Origin of the sequence: Streptomyces sp. NPDC047917 (genome assembly GCF_043204345.1) — a bacterium.
In the GTDB taxonomy this organism is placed as follows: Bacteria; Actinomycetota; Actinomycetes; order Streptomycetales; family Streptomycetaceae; genus Streptomyces; species Streptomyces sanglieri.
This window is the reverse complement of sequence record NZ_JBIDCA010000002.1, coordinates 204,544-225,398: the sequence shown is the minus strand read 5'-3', so window position 1 is coordinate 225,398 and position 20,855 is coordinate 204,544. Positions and strand designations below refer to the sequence as shown.

18 protein-coding genes are annotated in these 20,855 nt (G+C 69.9%); 11 read left to right on the top strand and 7 right to left on the bottom strand.

Features of this window, described 5'->3' with window-relative positions:
* Positions 1-299: 299 nt before the first annotated feature.
* From ACGF8B_RS04705 to ACGF8B_RS04695, 3 genes are read left to right on the top strand one after another with little or no spacing between them, the layout of a single operon-like run.
* On the top strand, positions 300-1,091 hold the full coding sequence (locus tag ACGF8B_RS04705) for a toll/interleukin-1 receptor domain-containing protein (protein WP_392734794.1): 792 nt from the start codon (positions 300-302) through the stop codon (positions 1,089-1,091).
* Positions 1,088-3,076, top strand: a complete 1,989-nt coding sequence (locus tag ACGF8B_RS04700) for a hypothetical protein (protein ID WP_392734793.1) — start codon at positions 1,088-1,090, stop codon at positions 3,074-3,076. The genes ACGF8B_RS04705 and ACGF8B_RS04700 overlap by 4 nt, the downstream gene beginning before the upstream one ends.
* On the top strand, positions 3,073-4,419 hold the full coding sequence (locus ACGF8B_RS04695) for a hypothetical protein (RefSeq protein ID WP_392734790.1): 1,347 nt from the start codon (positions 3,073-3,075) through the stop codon (positions 4,417-4,419). Before ACGF8B_RS04700 ends, ACGF8B_RS04695 begins: the two co-directional genes overlap by 4 nt.
* Positions 4,420-4,591: 172 nt before the next feature.
* Here ACGF8B_RS04695 and ACGF8B_RS04690 read toward each other — a convergent pair whose 3' ends face one another.
* Entirely contained in the window at positions 4,592-6,010 is a 1,419-nt protein-coding gene (locus ACGF8B_RS04690; protein ID WP_392734788.1) for an ATP-binding protein, read from the bottom strand.
* A 433-nt stretch (positions 6,011-6,443) separates the two neighbouring features.
* Between ACGF8B_RS04690 and ACGF8B_RS04685 the strand changes: the two genes are divergently transcribed.
* Positions 6,444-6,794, top strand: coding sequence for a DUF2004 domain-containing protein (locus ACGF8B_RS04685; protein ID WP_392734786.1), 351 nt, complete (start codon positions 6,444-6,446; stop codon positions 6,792-6,794).
* A gap of 158 nt (positions 6,795-6,952) precedes the next feature.
* On the opposite strand, the gene ychF is transcribed toward ACGF8B_RS04685, so the two are convergent.
* Positions 6,953-8,041: a redox-regulated ATPase YchF gene (gene ychF, locus ACGF8B_RS04680; RefSeq protein ID WP_124716624.1), complete on the bottom strand. Its 1,089-nt coding sequence runs from the start codon at positions 8,039-8,041 to the stop codon at positions 6,953-6,955.
* 655 nt (positions 8,042-8,696) lie between these two features.
* Between ychF and ACGF8B_RS04675 the strand changes: the two genes are divergently transcribed.
* Positions 8,697-9,194, top strand: coding sequence for a DUF6542 domain-containing protein (locus ACGF8B_RS04675; protein WP_392735473.1), 498 nt, complete (start codon positions 8,697-8,699; stop codon positions 9,192-9,194).
* A gap of 27 nt (positions 9,195-9,221) precedes the next feature.
* Here the strand turns inward: ACGF8B_RS04675 and ppgK are convergent, their stop codons facing one another.
* Positions 9,222-9,959 (bottom strand): polyphosphate--glucose phosphotransferase, encoded by a 738-nt coding sequence (gene ppgK, locus ACGF8B_RS04670; RefSeq protein WP_392734784.1) that lies wholly within the window; start codon positions 9,957-9,959, stop codon positions 9,222-9,224.
* 83 nt (positions 9,960-10,042) lie between these two features.
* Positions 10,043-11,032: a 4-hydroxy-3-methylbut-2-enyl diphosphate reductase gene (locus tag ACGF8B_RS04665; protein ID WP_392734782.1), complete on the bottom strand. Its 990-nt coding sequence runs from the start codon at positions 11,030-11,032 to the stop codon at positions 10,043-10,045.
* A 74-nt stretch (positions 11,033-11,106) separates the two neighbouring features.
* Here ACGF8B_RS04665 and ACGF8B_RS04660 point away from each other — a divergent pair, with 74 nt between their 5' ends.
* The 4 genes from ACGF8B_RS04660 (at position 11,107) to ACGF8B_RS04645 (ending at position 15,526) form a co-directional block, all read left to right on the top strand.
* Complete coding sequence (locus ACGF8B_RS04660; RefSeq protein ID WP_392734780.1) at positions 11,107-12,630, top strand: APC family permease; 1,524 nt, start codon at positions 11,107-11,109, stop codon at positions 12,628-12,630.
* A 303-nt stretch (positions 12,631-12,933) separates the two neighbouring features.
* Entirely contained in the window at positions 12,934-14,145 is a 1,212-nt protein-coding gene (gene xseA / locus ACGF8B_RS04655) for an exodeoxyribonuclease VII large subunit (RefSeq protein ID WP_342287194.1), read from the top strand.
* Between the two features lie 67 nt (positions 14,146-14,212).
* Positions 14,213-14,500 carry an exodeoxyribonuclease VII small subunit gene (locus tag ACGF8B_RS04650; RefSeq protein ID WP_392734778.1) on the top strand — a complete coding sequence of 96 codons (288 nt, stop codon included), beginning with the start codon at positions 14,213-14,215 and terminating at the stop codon, positions 14,498-14,500.
* Between the two features lie 435 nt (positions 14,501-14,935).
* A complete protein-coding gene (locus ACGF8B_RS04645; protein ID WP_342287198.1) occupies positions 14,936-15,526 on the top strand; it encodes a malonic semialdehyde reductase in 591 nt (196 codons plus the stop codon).
* Positions 15,527-15,662: 136 nt separating this feature from the next.
* Here ACGF8B_RS04645 and ACGF8B_RS04640 read toward each other — a convergent pair whose 3' ends face one another.
* Positions 15,663-16,181: a DUF4245 domain-containing protein gene (locus ACGF8B_RS04640; protein ID WP_392734775.1), complete on the bottom strand. Its 519-nt coding sequence runs from the start codon at positions 16,179-16,181 to the stop codon at positions 15,663-15,665.
* A 141-nt stretch (positions 16,182-16,322) separates the two neighbouring features.
* Here ACGF8B_RS04640 and glpX point away from each other — a divergent pair, with 141 nt between their 5' ends.
* Positions 16,323-17,354 carry a class II fructose-bisphosphatase gene (gene glpX / locus ACGF8B_RS04635; protein WP_342287201.1) on the top strand — a complete coding sequence of 344 codons (1,032 nt, stop codon included), beginning with the start codon at positions 16,323-16,325 and terminating at the stop codon, positions 17,352-17,354.
* A gap of 226 nt (positions 17,355-17,580) precedes the next feature.
* On the opposite strand, the gene ACGF8B_RS04630 is transcribed toward glpX, so the two are convergent.
* Both ACGF8B_RS04630 and ACGF8B_RS04625 read right to left on the bottom strand, forming a co-directional pair.
* Entirely contained in the window at positions 17,581-17,961 is a 381-nt protein-coding gene (locus ACGF8B_RS04630) for a WhiB family transcriptional regulator (protein WP_124716632.1), read from the bottom strand.
* A gap of 275 nt (positions 17,962-18,236) precedes the next feature.
* Positions 18,237-18,935 (bottom strand): DUF1707 domain-containing protein, encoded by a 699-nt coding sequence (locus tag ACGF8B_RS04625; RefSeq protein WP_392734773.1) that lies wholly within the window; start codon positions 18,933-18,935, stop codon positions 18,237-18,239.
* 205 nt (positions 18,936-19,140) lie between these two features.
* Between ACGF8B_RS04625 and ACGF8B_RS04620 the strand changes: the two genes are divergently transcribed.
* On the top strand, positions 19,141-20,808 hold the full coding sequence (locus ACGF8B_RS04620; protein WP_392734771.1) for a fumarate hydratase: 1,668 nt from the start codon (positions 19,141-19,143) through the stop codon (positions 20,806-20,808).
* Positions 20,809-20,855: the final 47 nt, after the last annotated feature.

Here is a 20,855-nt window from a genome sequence, read left to right as displayed (position 1 = left end):
GACCGACACGGAGTCGAGCCGCCCGGCTCGCCGGACTACCCGGTCTCTCCGGCCCTCCGGATCGCATGGTCCCCGGCGGAACCCTCTGATCGCCGCTCGACGCGTCGCATCGCGCCCCCGGCTCCTTCGGGCTGCCCGCGAACAGTGACGCACCGGGCGGGCGCGCCTCCCTCCGCACGCCCTCCCGTGGATGCGCCATGCCGTCCACACAGTCGGGACCTCACGGCCCGGGCGGACCGGAACCCGGTCCACGGCCCCGTGCCCTTCCACTCCGTCTTCCTTTCACGAAGGGAACCTTCATGCCCGACGTCTTCGTCAACTACCGCACAGGAGACGAGGAGTCCGCAGCGACCATGATCGCTCGGGAACTCGCCCGCCGGTTCGGCGACGAGCGGATCTTCTTCGCCAGCAACTCGATCGAGCCCGGACGCCGTTTCCCAGTGGAACTGGTCAGGGCGGTGGAGGAATGCGAGGCTCTCCTCGCCGTGATCGGCCCGCGCTGGACGGAGGTGCGGGGTGCCGACGGTCGCCCCGCCCTCGAAGCCGAGCAGGACTGGACCCGTCGCGAGATCCAGACCGCGCTCGACCGCGGGATCCTGGTGATCCCCGTGCTTGTCGGAAAGACCACGCGGATCGACCGCTCCGTCCTTCCGGACGATCTGCTGGAGCTGGCGGACTGCCAGTACAGGAGGTTCGACCACCGCAACGCCGAATCGGACCTGGCGGCGCTCGGCGACACCCTCGCCCGGCTCCTGCCCGAACTGGGTGCGGTGGACCGCGACGCCTGCGCGGTGCGGGAGCGGGCGGAGCCGAAGTCCCGCAAGAAGTCGGCCAAGGATGCCAGGCACACCAGGATGCGGACGCGCGACGTCGAACAGCGCGTGCGCGGCATCGGAAACCTCAACGGAGATCTGTCCGGCACCTTCGTCAACGAACCACAGGGGCCCGTGAACACCGGCGGGGGGCACCAGTACAACGCTCCCCACTTCGAGGGCGACAACACTGGGGTTCAGTTCACGGCGGGCGACAACAGCGGTACGGTCCACCAACGCTTCGAGCGCGAGCGTCGGCGCTCGGACGACGGACGATGACCGAGCGGGACCGCGTCACCGTCAACGATCCGCGTGGCCCGGTGAACAATGGCGTAGGGCCCCAGTACGTCTTCTACGGCGGCGCGGATTGGATGATCCGCAAAGGGGTCGAGTCCCTCCGGATCGTCCGGGAGGACCGAGTGCGTCTGGCCGACCGGTTCGTTCGGCCGATGGGCTATCGCATCGCCGCCGACTGCCTGGAGAAGCCCGGGTCGGTAGTGCTGCTGGAGGCTGCGCCCGGCAGCGGCCGACGCGCCGCAGCGATCATGCTGTTGCACGAGCTCGGTGAGGACGCAGGCGCTGAAGAGGAGCAGGAGGAGGACCGGTTCGAGGAGCTTCCCGCCACGGACAAGGACGAGGCCACTCTCGCCCCCGGGGACAGGGACCGTTTCCTCCTCGACCTCTCCGGCATCGTCGACGAGGAGACGTATGCCAAGGCCCAGCGCCTCCTGATCGTGCGCCGGTCACAGGTCCAGGAGGCGGGGGCCCACATGGTGGTCGTCCTGCCGTCGGGCATGGAGCACGCCCACGCACCGGAGCTCGAACCGCACACGGTGGCGCTGGGGCGCCCTCGGGGGATCGCCGTTGTCACCCGGTACCTCCGTATGGACCGGATGGCCTTCCACTCCACGGACCTGGGGAGCTACGACCTCCAGCGCCTGTGCGAACGCTCCCCCATGCGGGAACTGGCGCGGCTCGCGGGGCTGGTGAGGTCTGCTCGCAACAGCGGCCGGTTCGGCGTCGACTTCGCGGGATGGCTCGACCAGGCGATGCACGCGGTGACTGACCGTGCCGGTGAGGTGGGCCGGCAGGTGGCGACGGTCCGCACCGCACCCGAGCGGGCCCTGCTGCTTGCGGCAGCAGTGTTCGAGGAGGCCCGCGCCGACACCGTCTACGAGGCGTGGCACGGCTTGATGAGGACGGTGAGGCACGAAGAAGAAACGACAACCGAGCTCGCACGGACGGATTTCGGGGAGCGATTGGCGAAGCTCGGGATCGAGCGGGACCTGGAAGGGCGGCTCCACTTCGGGCGGCTGGCCTACGCCGACGCAGTACGGACTTACTTCTGGGCGAACTTCCCCGGGACCCGCGACGACCTCAGGAACTGGATCGGCCATGCCGCCGGACTCCACGGTCTGACCACCGACGACCGGGTGAACGTCGTCGTCCGCTTCGGCGAGCGGTCCCTGGCCGTCGGGCGGCCCGACCACCTCTTCGAGCTTGTGGTCCGCTGGGCGGACCACGCGACCGGGGCATCCTGCGACCCACGAGCCGTGGCGGCCCTCGAACTCGGTCTCCGCCACGAGAGATTCGGGGGATGGTTCCGCAGACGGATGTACGAGTGCGCGAGGTCCGGCCCCTTGTCGGACGGTCTCGTTCGTGTCCTGACCACTGCCTGCCTCCAGAGCCTCGGCGCGACGCACCCGGATCAGGCGATGGTGCGGCTCCATCACCTCGCCGTACGGAAGGGGGAGGCGGCGCGCGGGGCCCGGGAGGTACTTCTCGACCTAGCCGGACGCGACCGTCGGCCCTACCGGCTGCTGATCGACCGTCTGCGGGACCGGACGCGTCGGGAGCCGCGCGGGGCAGAACTCCACCTCCAGCTGCTCGCTGAACTGTTGAGGAGCGACCGGGCACCTGAGCCGTCGCCGTGGCCGGATCTGTTCCTGGGCTGGGAGACGGTCTTCTCCCGTGCGCCGACGGAGTTCTGGACCCCGATGGTGAGCAGTTGGCTGAACGCCGCGGCGGGCGACAGTACGCAGGAGATGGCGCTGGGCGTGATGGTCGGGGCGACAGACGGCCGCGCAGCCGCCCTGCACCGCCTCTACGCCATCACCTGCGACTGGGCGGGGCCCAGGCACCACCCGTCCCGGGCGGCTGTCGCCGCCCTCTTCTGGCAGCACATCGACAACGCGCAGCACGTCCGCACGGAAGGTACGAAGCGTGCGGGCGCCGGACCACGGACCACGGAAGAGGCACGATGAAACACCGCTTTCCCAGCCTGCTGTTCGTCGCTCTCTGCGGCCTCGCACCGGCTGTGCTCGGAAACCTCCTGCACTGGTCGCCGTGGCTGTGGGGCTTCATGTCCATGGTCACATCCTCGGGCTCCCTGCTGCTCGTGATGGCAGTCCTCAGCGGTGGCCGCGCGCCGGCCGATCCGTACGAGCCCGTGGAAGCTGAGCCGCCCGCGGCGCCGACGGAGCAGCCGTACCAGGAGACTCGGGTGGTCGACGCGGCGCTGCCGAGTGCAACGGACGGCTACGACTTCCTCTTCTCCGCCACCGTGTGGTGGAGGCCGGTACCCGACCACGCCGACTGGTCCGACTGGTCCGACGGCGCCTCCCCAGCCCTCGCCGTTTCCTCGGTCGTCAGCCGGGCTCTGCAGGTGGTCCGCCACGAGGAGCCCGGCCGGGCGAGCTTCGCACGGTATCTCCTGGAAGGGGAGCTGGGTGCCCCGCTCCCGGACCGGAGCGGACGGGTGAAGGCCCTGGCGGCCGATGTGACACTGACCCTCGCGCCCGCTGACCGCGAGCGCCTGCGGAAAATGAACGACCTTCGCAAGGACGAGAAGCTCTGGGAGTACGAGCGTCAGCACGAGCGCAACAAGCGGGGATACCTCGGTGACGACGTGCTCAAGAGCACGGGCAGCGCCGTGGTGTGGTGGCTGGCCCGTCACGAGGACGACATCGAGAAGGCAGTCGACATGATCGGTCCGCTCGCCCAGATCTCGGCGGCGGCCAAGAACGAGGAGGTGCCCGAGATCTTCCGGCACCTGCTCGTCCCGCCAGTGGACGCGCGGACCGAAGCAACCGTCGGGGGCCCGCTGTGGGACGGGCACACCCAAGGAGGAGGGACGTCCGACCGCGAGGAGGAAGTGGGGGTTTCGGATCGGCTGCTCCTGCTGCTGACGGCAGTGGGACTGAAGCCGGACATGGACGAGTACACGGTGTTCGTGCACCGGGTGGTGCGGAGCCTGGAGGCGGCCGGGCTGGACGAGGCCGCCGAGGAGATCAGGCGGACCCTTCTCCAGGCGCCCGACGAGGGGCCGGAGGGTGAGCCTCCGAGCGAGGGGGACGCCACCGGGCCCTGGTCGCCGCGCTTCCAAGCTCCTGAGGGCGCGCCGTTCAGCGACGTGGCCGCGGACTCGGACGACGCAGACACGTTCATGCCGGGGTCCGCGGAGAGCGGCGCAGGCGAACGGAATCAAGACAGGCAGGAGACGAGTGAGGACGACATGGCGCCTCCCTACTTCTGGGGCACCTCGCACAGCCCGCACCGACCCGCCGCACCTCGCGCACAGGACGAGGACGACGAGGGCAGGAACTGATCCGGTGGACGGTCGGTCCTCCAAGGCTCCCCTTCACCGCACACCGCGGCGGGGAGCCTTTCCTGTCCCGGAACCTGGGCACGAGGAGGCTCAGGGCCGCCAACGCTGCACAACAGCGCCGGCAGGCGACCGAGGCCCCACCGATTCTTCTACCTCACCTGGCATCCGCTGCTCACAGCGGCCAGGCGGTCAGCAAATCGCCGGGGCCGTAGACGGCGTCGAGTCCCGGACAGTCGACTCCACTACGCGAGACAGCCACGACTGGAACGGGTTCGTCGGTGAGGGCTGCCCGGTGCTGATACAGAGCGGCCGAATCATGCCGGTCGAAGGGCGACTGCTCCAGCCACTTGATGGAGCCGACGAAGAACAGTTCCTTGGCGATGGGGGCGCGGTCGGCCCCGACGATATCGATCTCGATGTCGTTGGTACGGGTCCAGTAGCCGCCCACTGCGGGGGCCGCGGGCAGTCGGTCGTCGGGCAATATCCGTGCCAAGGCCTCACGGACAAGGGGCTCGACGGCCCGACCACGCCAACTGGTCCAGTTCTCCTGGATGCGCGCCAAGGTCAGATCGCCCCGCCCTCGCTCGATCTCCTCCATCGACGGGCCGAGCATGTGCAGCCAGAACCGCAGGTACGGATCTGTCACCCGGTAGCGGCGGTCCTTCGACGGGCGCAGCGATACAGGCAACTCGCCGGCGACGATCCTTTTGTCCGTAAGCAGCTCCAGAGCTCGCTGCAGCGGCGTGGCCCCGATCCCGCCTGCTGCACGGGCGATATTGGTGAAGGTCCGCTCGCCACTCCCGATGGCCGCCAACACCTTGCGCGCCTGTACCTGCGGGGGGAATTCGGCGGCCAGCGAACGCTCGGCCGACACCAGCAGGGCCGAGACCGGATCGCGCAGCGCCTCGCCGAGGAAGTCCCACAGCCCTGCGCCTCGCGGCCACTCTGCGCAGATCAGCGGCAGCCCACCGGTGACCAGTGCGGCGTCGAAGGCTTCCGCCGGATCCAGCTCAAGCATCTGCCCCACCTCGGCGGGGTTGAGCGGTCCCAGCACCATCTCCCGGCCACGCTGATGGAAGGGGCGTCCGTAGCTGTTCAATGCCTCCATCATCGACAGATCGGAGCCGATGAGGACCAGCAGCACCGGCTTGGTCTCCAGCGCCCGGTCCCAGGCCCGTTGCAGCATCCCTTCAAAGGCGCCGTCGATATCCATCAGGTACGGCACTTCGTCGATGATCAGAACGCTGGCCCGGTCGGCAGGCAGGGCCGCGGCCAGCACATCGAACGCGGCATCCCAGTTCTCCGGCCGCGCGGCGGCCACCAGCCCCGCCAGCGGCAACGTCGACACTTGGGCGTCCCTGGCCAGCCGTGCCAGATCGTCCCTGGGGGATGCACCAGTCGCAGCGAAGAACAAGAAAGGGGCTCCGGAGCGCTCCGCAAACCGCTCGACCAGCCGCGACTTGCCCACCCGGCGCCGCCCACGCAACATCACGCACCGACCGGGCCGCTCCCTGCCGATCCCTGACGCTACTTTCTGCAGTTCTCGCTCCAACGTCGCCAACTCCTGGCGACGCCCTACAAAATCCACCACGTCTCGTCGACCTCCACCCATGACACTAACAACAATGTTAGCAACATGGAGGTTAGTGACTACCTTCGTAACCCTCGGCAGCCGTGTCGGCCGAGCCAGAAGACGTGGCGGCAGTCTGCGTAGCGGCATGCGCTCACGGTTGTCATGTCGAGCAGACCGCACGCGTACGCCTCATGCCACGAGCAGGTGACACCCGAGGCGCTGTACCGACAGAGCCGGCGACCAGGAACGTTCACTGCTTCTCAAGCCGTCCCCGCCCATCGGAATGACGGGCCCCATGAAGATATCGATCACCCCTACTTCGGGCACCTTGGGGTGCCGTCGGCGGACGGGACGGACGTCATCTGGGAAGGCGCGGCCTCGCTGGGGAGCGGCAAGGTCGAAGTCCGGCTGTGGGCCGACCGCGAGTCCGGGCTGGACGCGGGAGAACTGGATGCGTTTCGCGACGCGCCTGGCTCATCTGCCGGCTCTGGACACCGCGGCCCGGGCGGCGATCCGCGAGTACCTGCGGCAGGACCGCTACTTCATCGACCACCACGCCGACGAACTCGACGACGCCGAAGTGATCAAGCGCCTCACCCGGGATGCGAACGGCGAAGCGATCAGCGTCGACGCGTTCACCGCGGCCATGCACCCCGTCCAGATCGGACTGTGGCACCTGACCGGGGAGGCCGAGGCCCGGATCGTCATGGACTACACGATCGACGCCGAGACCAGCGACGAACTCCTTGCCGTCAAGATGGCCGACGACGGGACCGTGGCGTCCGTCGACTGGGAGAGCTGACCGCATCGGTCATCAGGCCATCCCCGTGAACCGACCTGCCCTGAGGGGCCATCCGGCGGTCCCGACACGGAAAGTGGGACAGGGGCCCGACCCCGAAGAGCCAGACCCCTCCTGACCTGCATGTCTGCGAGATCAGCAACGTGACGAAGTGGTGCCCGTCACACGTTGAAGCGGAACTCCACGACGTCCCCGTCCTGCATCACATAGTCCTTGCCCTCCATGCGGGCCTTGCCCTTGGCGCGGGCCTCGGCGACCGAGCCGGTCTCGACCAGGTCCTCGAAGGAGACGATCTCCGCCTTGATGAAGCCCTTCTGGAAGTCGGTGTGGATCACACCGGCCGCCTCGGGGGCCGTGGCGCCCTTCTTGATCGTCCAGGCACGGGCTTCCTTCGGGCCTGCCGTGAGGTAGGTCTGGAGGCCCAGGGTGTCGAAGCCGACGCGGCCGAGGGTGGCCAGGCCGGGCTCTTCCTGGCCCATGGACTGGAGGAGTTCCAGGGCCTCGTCGTCGTCGAGCTCGATCAGCTCGGACTCGATCTTGGCGTTGAGGAAGATCGCCTCGGCGGGGGCCACCAGGGCGCGCTGCTCGTTCTTGAAGTCCTCGTCGACCAGCTCGTCCTCGTCGACGTTGAAGACGTAGAGGAACGGCTTGGTGGTGAGGAGGTGCAGCTCGTGGAGGAGGCGACCCTTCTCGGTGGAGGCCGTGATGCCGGCGTGGAAGAGGGTGTCGCCCGCTTCGAGGATCTTCTGGGCCTCCTCGACCGCGGCGAGGACCGCGACCTTCTCCTTCTGGAGGCGGGACTCCTTCGTGAGGCGCGGGATGGCCTTCTCGACGGACTGGAGGTCGGCGAGGATCAGCTCGGTGTTGATCGTCTCGATGTCGTCCTTGGGCGAGACCTTGCCGTCGACGTGGACGACGTTCTCGTCCTTGAAGGCGCGGATGACCTGGCAGATCGCGTCGGACTCGCGGATGTTCGCGAGGAACTTGTTGCCCAGGCCCTCACCCTCCGAGGCGCCGCGCACGATGCCGGCGATGTCGACGAAGTCGACCGTCGCGGGGAGCAGCCGCTGGGAGCCGAAGATCTCGGCCAGCTTGTTCAGCCGGGCGTCCGGGACGCCGACGACGCCGACATTGGGCTCGATCGTGGCGAACGGGTAGTTGGCCGCCAGCACGTCGTTCTTGGTCAGGGCGTTGAACAGGGTCGACTTGCCGACATTCGGCAGGCCGACGATTCCGATCGTGAGCGACACGTTGGCGACTTCCTGAGGAGTGGAGAGAAGTGGGGTGGTTCTGCACGGCCCGGGTGGGTCGATTCTCCAGTTTACGGGCGGGGGCGACCGGGGCCCCACGGGTCCGGTCGGGTGCCGATTCGGTCGCTGTGTCGGGTGCGGCTCGGTCACTGTGTCGGGTGCCGATTCGGTCGCTGTGTCGGGTGCGGCTCAGTCACTGTGTCGGTGCCGACTCGGTCGCTGTGTCGGTGCGGTTCGGTCGCTGTGTCGGGTGCCGGCTCGATCACTGTGTCGGGTGCCGTCTCGGTTCCGTGCGGGGTGCTGGATCGGTTTCTGTACCGGGTGCCGGTTCGGCTCCGTACCGGGTGCCGGTTCGGTTCCTTGTCGGGTGCCGGTTCGGTTCCGTGTCGGGTGCCGGTTCGGCTCCGTGCCGGGTGCCGGTTCGGTTCCCGTTCGGCCGTGTGGCATCGAACTCATCCCCTAGGTCGCGCAAAGGGCGTGTCCCGTACCTGCTTCCTGCTGCCCGGCGACCTACGTTGTCCCGGTGGAGCAGCACAGGACACGTCCCCCGCAGCGCAGGCAGTCTCGCCAGGCCCCGCTGCCCCCCTCCCCGTCCCCGTCCCCGTCGCCGTCCTCCCAGGGCACCATCGAGGAGACCGCGACCGTCTACCGGGTGGTGAGCGCGCCGGAGGGCCGTTCCCGACGTCCGGTGCCGCCCGTCGTCCTCGCGCTGCGCAGGCTGCCGAATCCCCGGTTGACCGGGATCGGGGCCGGGCTCTTCGCCGCTGCCGCCATGTTCGTACTGGCCTGCCTCGACCTGCTGGTCCTCGACGGTTCGTCGGTGGTGTTCGGTGTGCTGTTCCTGCCGGTCTGCGCGCTGACCGCGCTGTGGGTGCGGCCCGCGGACCTGGTGACCGCGCCGATCATCGTGCCGATCGCGTTCGCCATCGGTGTCATCCCGATCGCCGGGGGAACGGGCGGGTTCGGCGGCCAGACCATGGCGGTCGTGACGGCGCTCGCCGTGCACGCCGGGTGGCTGTACGGCGGAACGCTCATCGCCGGGCTCATCGCGACCGTACGGAAGGTGCGGCTGATGCGTCAGCGGCAGCGCCGCATGCTGCTCGCCGCGCAGACGGCGCGCCCCTCGCAGTCACCGCGCCGCCCGCGCCGTTGAGCGGCGCGGAGGGCCGGCGGACAGGGCCTAGCTGCTGCCGGCCGCCATCGCGGCGCCAACGATGCCCGCGTTGTTCTGAAGCTCCGCGGGGACCATCTCGGCCCGTACGTGTTCGATCAGGGGCAGGAACTTGTCGGCCTTGCGGCTGACCCCGCCGCCGATGATGAAGAGCTCGGGCGAGAACAGCATCTCCACATGGGCCAGGTACTTCTGCACCCGGTGCGCCCAGTGGTGCCAGCTCAGGTCCTCGTCCTCCTTGGCCTTGGTGGAGGCGTGCTTCTCCGCGTCGTGGCCGTTCAGCTCCAGATGGCCCAGTTCGGTGTTGGGTACGAGCCGGCCGTCCACGAAGAGGGCGCTGCCGATCCCCGTACCGAGCGTCAGCACGATCACGGTTCCCTTGCGGCCCCGGCCCGCGCCGAAGGTCATCTCCGCGACGCCGGCCGCGTCCGCGTCGTTCAGCACCGTGACGGGGAGGCCCAGGCGGTCACCGATCAGTCCGCGGGCGTCCGTGTCGATCCAGCTCTTGTCGACGTTGGCGGCGGTACGGGTGACCCCGCCGGTGACGACACCCGGGAAGGTCACGCCCACCGGGCCCTTCCAGTCGAAATGACCGACAACCTCGGCCACGCACTCGACCACGCCCTTGGGCGTGGCCGGGTGCGGTGTCAGTACTTTGTGGCGCTCCTGCGCCAGGTCTCCGCGGTCCAGGTCCACGGGAGCGCCCTTGATCCCGGATCCGCCGATGTCCACACCGAAGATCTGCATGCAGTCCACGGTACGGGCAGGTCGCCCGGCCCACTTCCCGAAAGCGGAACGTCCCGGAAGCAGAGCAGGGCGCCTTCGGGGCTCTACTTCTCCGAGAGGGCGGCCGCCTCGGCGCGCAGATCGCGGCGGAGCTCCTTGGGCAGCGAGAAGGTGATGGACTCCTCGGCCGACTTCACGATCTCCACGTCCTCGAAACCGCGCTCGGACAGCCAGGCCAGGACGCCGTCGACCAGCACCTCGGGGACCGACGCCCCGGAGGTGACGCCGACCGTGGAGACACCCTCCAGCCAGGCCTCGTCGATCTCCTCGGCGAAGTCGACCAGATGGGCGTCGTTCGCACCGGCGCCGAGGGCGACCTCGACCAGGCGGACCGAGTTGGAGGAGTTCTTCGAACCGACGACGATCACCAGGTCGGCGTCCGCGCCCATCTGCTTCACCGCGATCTGGCGGTTCTGCGTGGCGTAGCAGATGTCGTCGCTGGGCGGCGAGATCAGCAGCGGGAACTTCTCCTTGAGGGCGCCGACCGTCTCCATCGTCTCGTCGACGGAGAGTGTGGTCTGGGAGAGCCAGACGACCTTCGACGGGTCGCGCACCTCGACACCGGCGACGTCCTCGGGGCCGTCGACCAGCGTGATGTGGTCGGGGGCCTCGCCGGAGGTGCCGATGACCTCCTCGTGGCCCTCGTGACCGATCAGGAGGATGTCGAAGTCGTCCTGCGCGAAGCGGACGGCTTCCTTGTGGACCTTGGTGACCAGGGGGCAGGTCGCGTCGATCGTGGCGAGCTTCCGCTCGGCCGCCTCCGCGTGCACGGTCGGCGCGACGCCGTGCGCGGAGAACATCACGATCGAACCCTCGGGGACCTCCGCCGTGTCCTCGACGAAGATCGCGCCCTTCTTCTCCAGGGTCTGTACGACGTACTTGTTGTGAACGATCTCGTGGCGCACATACACCGGGGAGCCGTACTGCTCCAGGGCTTTCTCCACGGCGATCACGGCACGGTCCACGCCCGCGCAGTAGCCACGGGGAGCGGCGAGCAGGACGCGGCGAGGTGTCGTAGCAGTCATGCGACCCATCGTAAGGCCGAGTCGAACGCGCGGAAGATCGGCCGGGTGGCGAGACTGATCCGTACGCGATCGAGGGAGGGCTCATGTCGGACACCGGCAGCGGCGGCACTGAGTCGAAGGGGACAGCGGCGGGGGCAGCCGGGGCGACGGGGTCAGCAGGTACCGAGGGAACGGCCGGGGCGGCGGGAACGGCCGGGGCGGCGGGAACGGCCGCGGCAGCAGGGACAGCCGGGGCAGCAGGGGCAGCAGGGGCGCATCAGGAGAGCGGCAGGCTGCGGCGGACGCTCGGGTTCCGGGATCTGGTGGTCTACGGGCTCCTGTTCATCGCGCCGATGGCGCCCGTCGGGGTGTTCGGCACGCTGGACGCGAAGTCCGACGGCGCGGTCGCGCTGGTCTATGTCGCGGCGACCGTGGTGATGGCGTTCACGGCGTTCAGCTACGCCCAGATGGTGCGCGTCGCCCCGCTGGCGGGTTCCGTCTTCGCGTACGCGCGCAAGGGGCTCGGGGAGGGGCCGGGGTTCATCGCCGGGTGGATGGCGATGCTCGACTATCTGCTGATCCCGGCGGTCGCCTATCTCTTCTCCGGCATCGCGCTGAATTCTCTGGTGCCCTCGGTGTCGCGGTGGGTGTGGACAGCCCTCGCCGTCGTCGTCACCACACTGCTGAACCTGTGGGGTGTGCGGGCCGCCGCCCGGGTCGGCTTCGCGGTGCTCGCGATGGAAATCGTGGTGCTGCTGGTGTTCCTGGTGGCGGCGGTGGTGGTGCTCGTTCGGGACGGGGCGCAGCGCGGCTGGCTGACCCCTCTCACCGGTGATTCCGGCTTCTCCGCGGCTGCGGTGCTGGGGGCGGTGTCGGTGGCCGTGCTGTCCTATCTCGGGTTCGACGCGATCGCCTCGTTCGCGGAGGAGGTGACCGGGGGCTCGGCGAAGGTGGCACGGGCGCTGCTGTTCTGTCTGGTGCTGGCGGGTGTGCTGTTCGTGGCGCAGGCGTATCTGGCCGCGCTGCTGGAACCGATGACGTCGGCGGAGCTGGCCGCCGACCCGGCCGCGCAGGGGTCGGCCTTCTACGACACGGTGGACTCGGCGGTCGGGAGCTGGCTGCATGATCTGGTGGCCGTCAGCAAGGCGATCGGGGCGGCCTTCGCGGCGCTGGCCGGGCAGGCGGCCGCGGGCCGGCTGCTCTTCGCGATGGCCAGGGAGCGGCGGCTTCCCTCGGTGCTCTCCAGGGTCGATCCGCGGTCCGGGGTGCCGCGGATCGCGATCCTGCTGGCCGCGACGGTGACGCTGATCGCCGCGGTGTGGGCGGCCCGGCGGGACGACGGGCTCGACCATCTGGTGTCGGTTGTCGACATCGGCGCACTGACGGCCTTCGTGCTGCTGCACGCGTCGGTGGTCGGCTGGTTCGCCGTACGCCGGATGGCCGGGCCGCCCAGCTGGTGGCGGCATGTGCTGGTGCCGGTGGTGGGTGCGGGGGTGCTGATCGCGGTGATCGTGGAGGCGACCGGGAGCGCCCAGGTGGTGGGGACGTGCTGGCTCGCGGTGGGGCTGGTGGTGCTCGCGGTGCAGTGGCGGCGCGGCGTACGGGCCGGAACGACCGGCGACGGGTGAGCCGGGGGGCGGGGCGGGGTGAGTCGGGGCCGGCAGGCTGAGGCGGGGGCGGGGGCGGGGCGGGGGGCGTGAACCGGGTGGTGCACGTGGTGCGCGCCGGGGGCGGGGGGCGGACGCGGGCGGCTGTGAACCGGGCGGGCGCGGTCTCCGCTCTGTCCTTGTCGTGGCCGCTGCCCTGGCCGCTGCCCTGGCCGCTGCCCTGGCCGCTGCCCTGGCCGCTGTCGTGGCCGCTGTCGTGGCCGCTCGATTGTCGGCGGGGCTGATGCGCCCGGTCTGTCGGTGGGGACGGATACGCTCGCTCGCATGGCTCTCCAAACGTCCGCGGAAGCTCCGCTGCCCGTAGGTGATGTGTCGCGGCTCATCGGCGGCTGGATCGACCGGCTCGGGGCGGTCTGGGTCGAGGGGCAGATCACCCAGCTGTCGCGGCGTCCGGGTGCCGGAGTGGTGTTCCTGACGCTGCGCGACCCGTCGCAGGACATCTCGGTGAGCGTGACGTGCTTCCGGCAGGTCTTCGACCGGATCGCGGATGTGGTGACGGAGGGTGCGCGGGTCGTCGTCCTGGCCAAGCCGGAGTGGTACGCGCCGCGCGGCCAGCTGTCCCTGCGGGCCACGGAGATACGGCCGGTCGGCATCGGTGAGCTGCTCGTCCGCCTGGAACAGCTGAAGAAGTCGCTGGCCTCGGAGGGGCTCTTCGCGCTCGACCGGAAGAAGCCGCTGCCGTTCCTGCCGCAGCTGATCGGCCTGGTCTGCGGGCGGGCGTCGGCGGCCGAGCGCGATGTGCTGGAGAACGCCCGTCGGCGGTGGCCCGCGGTGCGCTTCGAGGTGCGCAACGCGGCGGTGCAGGGTGTGCACGCGGTCAATCAGGTGGTCCAGGCGGTGAAGGAGCTGGACGACCTGCCGGACGTCGACGTGATCGTCGTGGCGCGGGGCGGCGGCAGCGTCGAGGACCTGCTGCCGTTCTCGGACGAGCAGCTGATCCGGACGGTGGCCGCGTGCCGTACGCCGGTGGTGTCGGCGATCGGCCACGAACCGGACTCCCCGCTCCTCGACCTGGTCGCGGACCTGCGCGCCTCCACGCCGACGGACGCGGCGAAGAAGATCGTGCCGGACGTGGGCGAGGAGCTGGACCGGGTGCGGCAGCTGCGCGACCGGGCACTGCGCTCGGTACGGGGGCTGCTGGACCGGGAGGAGCGGGGCCTGGCACACGCCCTGGGCCGGCCGTCGATGGAGCAGCCCCAGCGGATGGTGGACGAGCGCGCGGCGGAGATCGACGCGCTGGTCGGGCGGAGCCGACGGGTGCTGGGGCACCTGCTGGACCGGGCCGATTCGGAGCTCGCCCACACCCGGGCGCGGGTGGTCGCGCTGTCGCCCGCGGCGACGCTGGAGCGCGGATACGCGGTGCTGCAACGGCCGGACGGCCACGTCGTGCGGGCTCCCGAGGACGCGGGGGCGCCGGGTGAGGTGCTGCGGGCGCGGGTCTCGGGGGGCGAGTTCGCCGTGCGGGTGAGCGAATGAACGGGGTCGGATTCATGGACGGACGAGGTCACAGGCTCCCGGTGGGCCGGAACGTAGGGTGGGACGCATGACGGACGACGCGACTACGGCGGCTGGTGCCACGGGCACGCTCGGCTACGAGCAGGCACGTGACGAGCTGATCGAGGTGGTGCGCCGCCTGGAGGCCGGCGGTACGACGCTGGAGGAGTCGCTCGCGCTCTGGGAGCGGGGCGAGGAGCTGGCGAAGGTGTGCCGGCATTGGCTGGAGGGCGCACGCGCCCGGCTGGACGCGGCACTGGCCGGCCCGGCCGACTCCCAGGAGAGCGGCGGCGTCACGACAGCAGCGACGACGACGGCAACGGCCGACAACGGCTGAGCCCCACGAGGGCGCCCGGTGACCGCCGTGACGGCTGTGACCGGTTGTAGCCGCTGTGACCGGTTGTAGCCGCTGTAGCCACCGGGACATCCGGTGACCGCCGGAATATCCGGTGACCGGCCGGGATGCCAGGTGACCGCTGGAGCCACCGGGCCCGCCGAGGCCGACCAGGAAGTCCGGGACCGCTCCGGCCGCCGGGGACGTCCGGCGGCCGCCAGGGCCGATCCGCCCGCCGGGGCCGCCAAGACTCCCGGGGCCGCCCGGACCGCCGGGGCCGCCCGGACCGCCGGCGGGCTGCCCGGACCGCCGGCGGGCTGCCGGAATCGCTGTGGAACAGATCACCCCGGGACACTTTTAGTTGAAAGTTAACCTATCTCCGGTTACCGTGATCCACGTCAGTCGATCCATGTGTACGTCCGGAAGGCAACACGCACGATGTCCCTCGCTCTTGACCCCGCCGCCCAGGACCTCCTCTTCCGTGAGGCCCGCACCGCCAACACCTTCACCGACGAGCCGGTGACCGAGGAGCAGGTCCAGGCGATCTACGACCTGGTCAAGTACGGGCCGACCGCGTTCAACCAGTCGCCGCTGCGCGTCGTCCTGGTCCGCTCCGACGACGCCCGTGCCCGCCTCGTGAAGCACATGGCCGAGGGCAACCAGCCGAAGACCTCGACCGCCCCGCTGGTCGCGATCCTGGCCACCGACAACGAGTTCCACGAGGAGCTCCCGGCCCTGCTGCCGCACTTCCCGCAGGCCAAGGACGCGTTCTTCTCCGAGCGCCCGGTCCGTGAGTCGGCCGCCTCGCTGAACGGTGCGCTGCAGGCCGCGTACTTCCTCATCGGCATCCGCGCCGCCGGCCTGGCCGCCGGCCCGATGACCGGCTTCGACGCCTCGGGCATCGAGAAGGAGTTCCTGGACGGCGACCACAGCCTGCTGATGGTCGTCAACATCGGCAAGCCGGGCGAGGACGCCTGGTTCCCGCGCCTGCCGCGCCTCGCCTACGACGAGGTCGTCACGACCGTCTGAGCCGGACCACCCGAGGCGGCCGTCCCGGCGGCGGCCGCCCCAGTCCGGCCAACCGCCGCGCCCACCGCGCCCGCGGCGTACGGAGAAGGCCCTGAAGCACCGAATCGAGTGCTCCAGGGCCTTCTCCCGTACGGCGTCAGGAAGTCTTGAGCGCGGCGGCCATCTCCGCCAGCCGGTCCGGCGATGCGGAGCCCGTGACCACGGTGGTCGAGCCCTTGTCGTGGCGCACCAGGGCGTCGTACTTCGAGCCCTCCCAGTGCTGCCAGGTCTCGCCCGCGACCTGCTTCGTACGCCCGGTGTTCCTGGCGTCCTGGCTGACCTCGGTGACGTACTTCTTCGCCGGGGAGGTGGACTGCTCCACCGCGACGTACTTGCCCTCCGGGTCGAGGAAGCCCAGGTGCCAGCTGTTGCCCGCCTTGCGGTCGTAGCTGACCGAGGTCGGCTTCCACTTCCCGGTCAGACCGTCCGGGGCGACCACGGGGTACGGCGCCGCGCGGCGGGCCGTCAGGAGCTCGACCCGGTAGTCGACCGCCTTGACCGGGTTGGCGTTCTCGTCGTGCGGAACGAAGATGTAAACAACGCCTGCCGCAGCGGAGATGACCGCCATGGACAGGAACATGTCCCGCACCGTCTGCTTGCCTCGCTTGCTAGCCACGGGTCCATGGTCGCATTAGGCCCGACGGGCCCGACCCGGGGGCAGCCGCTCATAAGTGACCCGGTCTGCTCATTTTGTCGACCTGACGATAGAGTCACAGCACCCTCTTCCGGTCGTCGCCGTACAGAAAGGTGCGCTCCGATGTCCGAGCATCATCTGCCGTCCCAGCTAGAGGTCTCCCCCGAGGCCCCCGACCGCAACCTCGCCCTGGAGCTGGTCCGGGTCACCGAGGCCGCCGCCATGGCGGCGGGGCGCTGGGTGGGCCGCGGCGACAAGATCGGCGCCGACGGCGCCGCCGTGAAGGCCATGCGGACCCTCGTCTCCACCGTCTCGATGAACGGCGTCGTCGTCATCGGCGAGGGCGAGAAGGACGAAGCCCCCATGCTGTTCAACGGCGAGCGCGTCGGCGACGGCACCGGCCCCGAGGTCGACATCGCCGTCGACCCGATCGACGGCACCACCCTGAACGCCAAGGGCATGCCGAACGCGATCGCCGTACTGGCCGCCGCGGACCGCGGCGCCATGTTCGACCCGTCGGCCGTCTTCTACATGGACAAGCTGGTCACCGGGCCCGAGGCCGCCGACTTCGTCGACATCAACGCCCCCGTCTCGGTGAACATCCGCCGGGTGGCGAAGGCCAAGAACTCCGCTCCCGAGGACGTCACGGTCGTCGTCCTCGACCGCCCGCGCCACGAGGGCATCGTCAAGGAGATCCGCGAGACCGGCGCCCGGATCAAGTTCATCTCCGACGGCGATGTCGCCGGCTCGATCATGGCCGCCCGCGAAGGGACCGGCGTCGACCTGCTGATGGGCATCGGCGGCACCCCCGAGGGCATCATCTCGGCCTGCGCCATAAAGTGCCTCGGCGGCGTCATCCAGGGCAAGCTCTGGCCGAAGGACGAGGCCGAGCGCCGGCGCGCGCTGGACGCCGGACACGACCTGGACCGGGTGCTGTCCACCGACGACCTGGTCAGCGGCGACAACGTGTTCTTCGTCGCGACCGGCATCACGGACGGCGAGCTGATGCGCGGCGTGCGGTACCGCGCGGAGACCGCGACCACCGAGTCGATCGTCATGCGCTCCAAGTCCGGCACCATCCGGAAGATCGACTCCACGCACCGGCTCTCGAAGCTGCGCGCCTACAGCGCGATCGACTTCGACCGCGCGAAGTAGAGAACGCGCGAAGCAGGGAACGCACGAAGTAGAGAACACGCGAAGCAGGGCAAGGGAAGCAGGACGGTCCGGGAGGCCCGGGGAGCCGGTACCGCTCCCGTCCCGGAGACCGCCGGCAGCGGTACGCGAAGAGGCGCCCCCCATGTGCGGTGGGGGCGCCTCTTCGCGTACCGGCCGTGCGGGCCCGCCCCGACCGGTCGGCTGCGCCCCGACCGGTCGGCTCCGTTCAGCCCGCCGCGGCGATCCGGCCCGTCGCACCGGCGGCGGACGAGGCCTTGCGCTCCATCTCGCGACGTCTGCGCCGGGCCAGCACCACACGGCGCTCGGCGGCGGTGAGCCCGCCCCACACCCCGTACGGCTCCGGCTGTATGAGCGCGTGTTCCTGGCATTCGATCATCACCGGGCAGCGCGCGCAGACCCGCTTCGCGGACTCCTCGCGGGCGAGCCTGGCAGCAGTCGGCTCCTTCGACGGGGCGAAGAACAGCCCGGCTTCATCCCGGCGGCACACCGCCTCCGAATGCCAGGGGCCGGCCTGGTCCTCCCGCGCGGGGGTGCGCTGGGGAGGGACGGCGGCGACCTGCAGGGGCTGATGCGGCAGTTGCAGCACGGTCTACTCCTGACGACGGCTTCGCGAGCGAGAGACGATGCAGCAGTCCCTACCCGCTGTGCGCGCGCCTATGCACTGAGTGGCACTCGGCCAGGGGTGCGCAATAGCCGCCGACAAGGAATCTGGCTTGTTTTCGAAGCGGTTCCGGTGGAGTCCCGAAGCAGTTCCGGAGGGATCCCGCGAGAGTTCCGCAGCAGTTCAGAAGGAGCGCCGGTGGAGTTCCTGCGGATTTCCCGCGGAGTTCCGAAGGATGGTTCGGAGCGGTTTCGCGGGAGCTATCCGAGGTATTTGCGCAGCCGGTCCTGAAGGTCCGCGATGAACTTCCCCCGCTTGGGCTTCGCCTCCACACTGCCGAACACGGAATAGCCGTTGACCACGACCACCGGCGCCTCGGGGTCCGCGGATTCCAGTGTGGCGACTTCGAAATTACCGAAGACGCCCGTGCCGCTGCCACGCAGCGAGATGTTCTCGGGGACCTTGATCTCGACGCTTCCGAAGATGGAGGTCGCATTGACGACCGTGAGTCTCTGACCGAAAAGCGCCTCGGTCAGATCGACCTCCACACTGCCGAAGAGCGCGAAGGCGTTCGTGCGGCCGCCGACCCGCCAGCGGCCCTTGCGGGTCGAGCTGCTGAAGATCGCCACCAGGTTCTCGGCGGGTCCGGTGGGACCCTCGTGACCGTAGGCGCCGGGGGCGGCGGCCGCACGGGCGGCACCACCCGGGGCGGGCAGGTCCCGCACCAGCGGTTCCAGCTCGCCGACGGTCTTGGCGCGATAGACCGCGTCGACCCGCTCGGCGTGCTCGTCGGCGGTGAGCCGGCCCTCGGCCATGGCTTCCCGCAGAATGTCCGCGATCCGGTCCCGGTCCGCGTCGGAGGCGCGGATGCCGGCCGGTTCCACCGGGGCCGCCGGAGCCACGGGTTCCGCCGGAGCCACCGGTCGCTGGGGCTGCTGGGGCTGCTTTTCGAGGTCCACCGACCCAGCGTACCCAAACGCGATAGATCGCGACTACCCCCCGCTCCGCCTCCGCCGTGTCGCACCCGGCCCCCCGAGACCGCCGCCCGGAAGTGGCCGAACTGAGCCTTACCTCACAGCTTCGGCGCTCGGGCGGCGTTCTACCCTGGTGGGTGCGCTGCCCAAGGGAGGTCAGCCGCCGTCTGCCGAGTGAGGAATGGCCGTAATGCCAGAGTTTGCGTACTCCGATCTGCTCCCCCTGGGAGAGGACACCACGCCGTACCGTCTGGTGACCTCCGAGGGTGTCTCCACCTTCGAGGCCGACGGTCGTACGTTCCTCAAGGTCGCTCCGGAGGCGCTGCGCACCCTGGCCGCCGAGGCCATGCACGACATCTCGCACTACCTGCGCCCCGCCCACCTGGCGCAGCTGCGGCGGATCGTGGACGACCCCGAGGCCTCGTCCAACGACAAGTTCGTCGCGCTCGACCTGCTGAAGAACGCGAACATCGCGGCTGCGGGCGTGCTGCCGATGTGCCAGGACACCGGCACCGCGATCGTCATGGGCAAGCGCGGGCAGAACGTCCTCACCGAGGGCGGTGACGAGGAGGCGCTGTCGCACGGCATCTTCGACGCGTACACCAAGCTCAACCTGCGCTATTCGCAGATGGCTCCGCTCACCATGTGGGAGGAGAAGAACACCGGCTCGAACCTCCCCGCCCAGGTCGAGCTGTACGCCACCGACGGCGGCGCGTACAAGTTCCTCTTCATGGCGAAGGGCGGCGGCTCGGCCAACAAGTCGTTCCTCTTCCAGGAGACGAAGGCCGTGCTGAACGAGGCCTCCATGATGAAGTTCCTGGAGGAGAAGATCCGTTCGCTGGGCACGGCGGCGTGCCCGCCGTACCACCTGGCGATCGTCGTCGGCGGTACGTCGGCGGAGTTCGCGCTGAAGACCGCGAAGTACGCCTCCGCGCACTACCTGGACGAGCTGCCGGCCGAGGGTTCCCCCACCGGCCACGGCTTCCGGGACAAGGAGCTGGAGGAGAAGGTCTTCGAGCTGACGCAGAAGATCGGCATCGGCGCGCAGTTCGGCGGCAAGTACTTCTGCCACGACGTGCGCGTCGTCCGTCTTCCCCGGCACGGCGCCTCGCTGCCCGTGGCGATCGCCGTGTCCTGCTCGGCCGACCGCCAGGCCACCGCGAAGATCACCGCGGAGGGGGTCTTCCTGGAGCAGCTGGAGAAGGACCCGGCCCGCTTCCTGCCGGACACCACCGACGAGCACCTCGACACCGAGGGCGACGTCGTCCGCATCGACCTCAACCGGCCGATGGACGACATCCTCGCCGAGCTGACCAAGTACCCGGTCAAGACCCGGCTCTCGCTGACCGGTCCGCTGGTCGTGGCCCGCGACATCGCGCACGCCAAGATCAAGGAGCGGCTGGACGCGGGCGAGGAGATGCCGCAGTACCTGAAGGACCACCCGGTCTACTACGCGGGCCCGGCGAAGACGCCCGAGGGGTACGCCTCCGGCTCCTTCGGCCCGACGACGGCCGGCCGGATGGACAGCTATGTCGCGCAGTTCCAGGCGGCGGGCGGCTCCAAGGTGATGCTCGCCAAGGGCAACCGGTCCAAGCAGGTCACCGACGCGTGCGACGCGCACGGCGGTTTCTACCTGGGCTCGATCGGCGGACCGGCGGCCCGGCTCGCGCAGGACTGCATCAAGAAGGTCGAGGTCGTCGAGTACGAGGAGCTCGGCATGGAGGCGGTCTGGAAGATCGAGGTCGAGGACTTCCCCGCGTTCGTCGTCGTCGACGACAAGGGCAACGACTTCTTCACCGAGCCCGCCCCCGCGCCGACCTTCACCAGCATTCCGGTGCGGGGCCCGGGTCTCGCCTGACCCTTCGGGCACGAGACCAGGGCCCTGCGGGGGCGCTCCGGCCGGAG

Excerpts from the sequence above, each read along its gene's own strand:
- ACGF8B_RS04660 (WP_392734780.1), top strand. The coding sequence starts at position 11,107 with ATGTCGGACACCGGCAGCGGCGGCACTGAGTCGAAGGGGACAGCGGCG.
- ACGF8B_RS04685 (WP_392734786.1), top strand. The coding sequence starts at position 6,444 with ATGCGTTTCGCGACGCGCCTGGCTCATCTGCCGGCTCTGGACACCGCG.
- xseA (WP_342287194.1), top strand. The coding sequence starts at position 12,934 with ATGGCTCTCCAAACGTCCGCGGAAGCTCCGCTGCCCGTAGGTGATGTG.
- ppgK (WP_392734784.1), bottom strand. The coding sequence starts at position 9,959 with ATGCAGATCTTCGGTGTGGACATCGGCGGATCCGGGATCAAGGGCGCT.
- ACGF8B_RS04650 (WP_392734778.1), top strand. The coding sequence starts at position 14,213 with ATGACGGACGACGCGACTACGGCGGCTGGTGCCACGGGCACGCTCGGC.
- ACGF8B_RS04665 (WP_392734782.1), bottom strand. The coding sequence starts at position 11,032 with ATGGGTCGCATGACTGCTACGACACCTCGCCGCGTCCTGCTCGCCGCT.
- ACGF8B_RS04695 (WP_392734790.1), top strand. The coding sequence starts at position 3,073 with ATGAAACACCGCTTTCCCAGCCTGCTGTTCGTCGCTCTCTGCGGCCTC.
- ACGF8B_RS04645 (WP_342287198.1), top strand. The coding sequence starts at position 14,936 with ATGTCCCTCGCTCTTGACCCCGCCGCCCAGGACCTCCTCTTCCGTGAG.
- ACGF8B_RS04705 (WP_392734794.1), top strand. The coding sequence starts at position 300 with ATGCCCGACGTCTTCGTCAACTACCGCACAGGAGACGAGGAGTCCGCA.
- ACGF8B_RS04700 (WP_392734793.1), top strand. The coding sequence starts at position 1,088 with ATGACCGAGCGGGACCGCGTCACCGTCAACGATCCGCGTGGCCCGGTG.
- glpX (WP_342287201.1), top strand. The coding sequence starts at position 16,323 with ATGTCCGAGCATCATCTGCCGTCCCAGCTAGAGGTCTCCCCCGAGGCC.
- ACGF8B_RS04620 (WP_392734771.1), top strand. The coding sequence starts at position 19,141 with ATGCCAGAGTTTGCGTACTCCGATCTGCTCCCCCTGGGAGAGGACACC.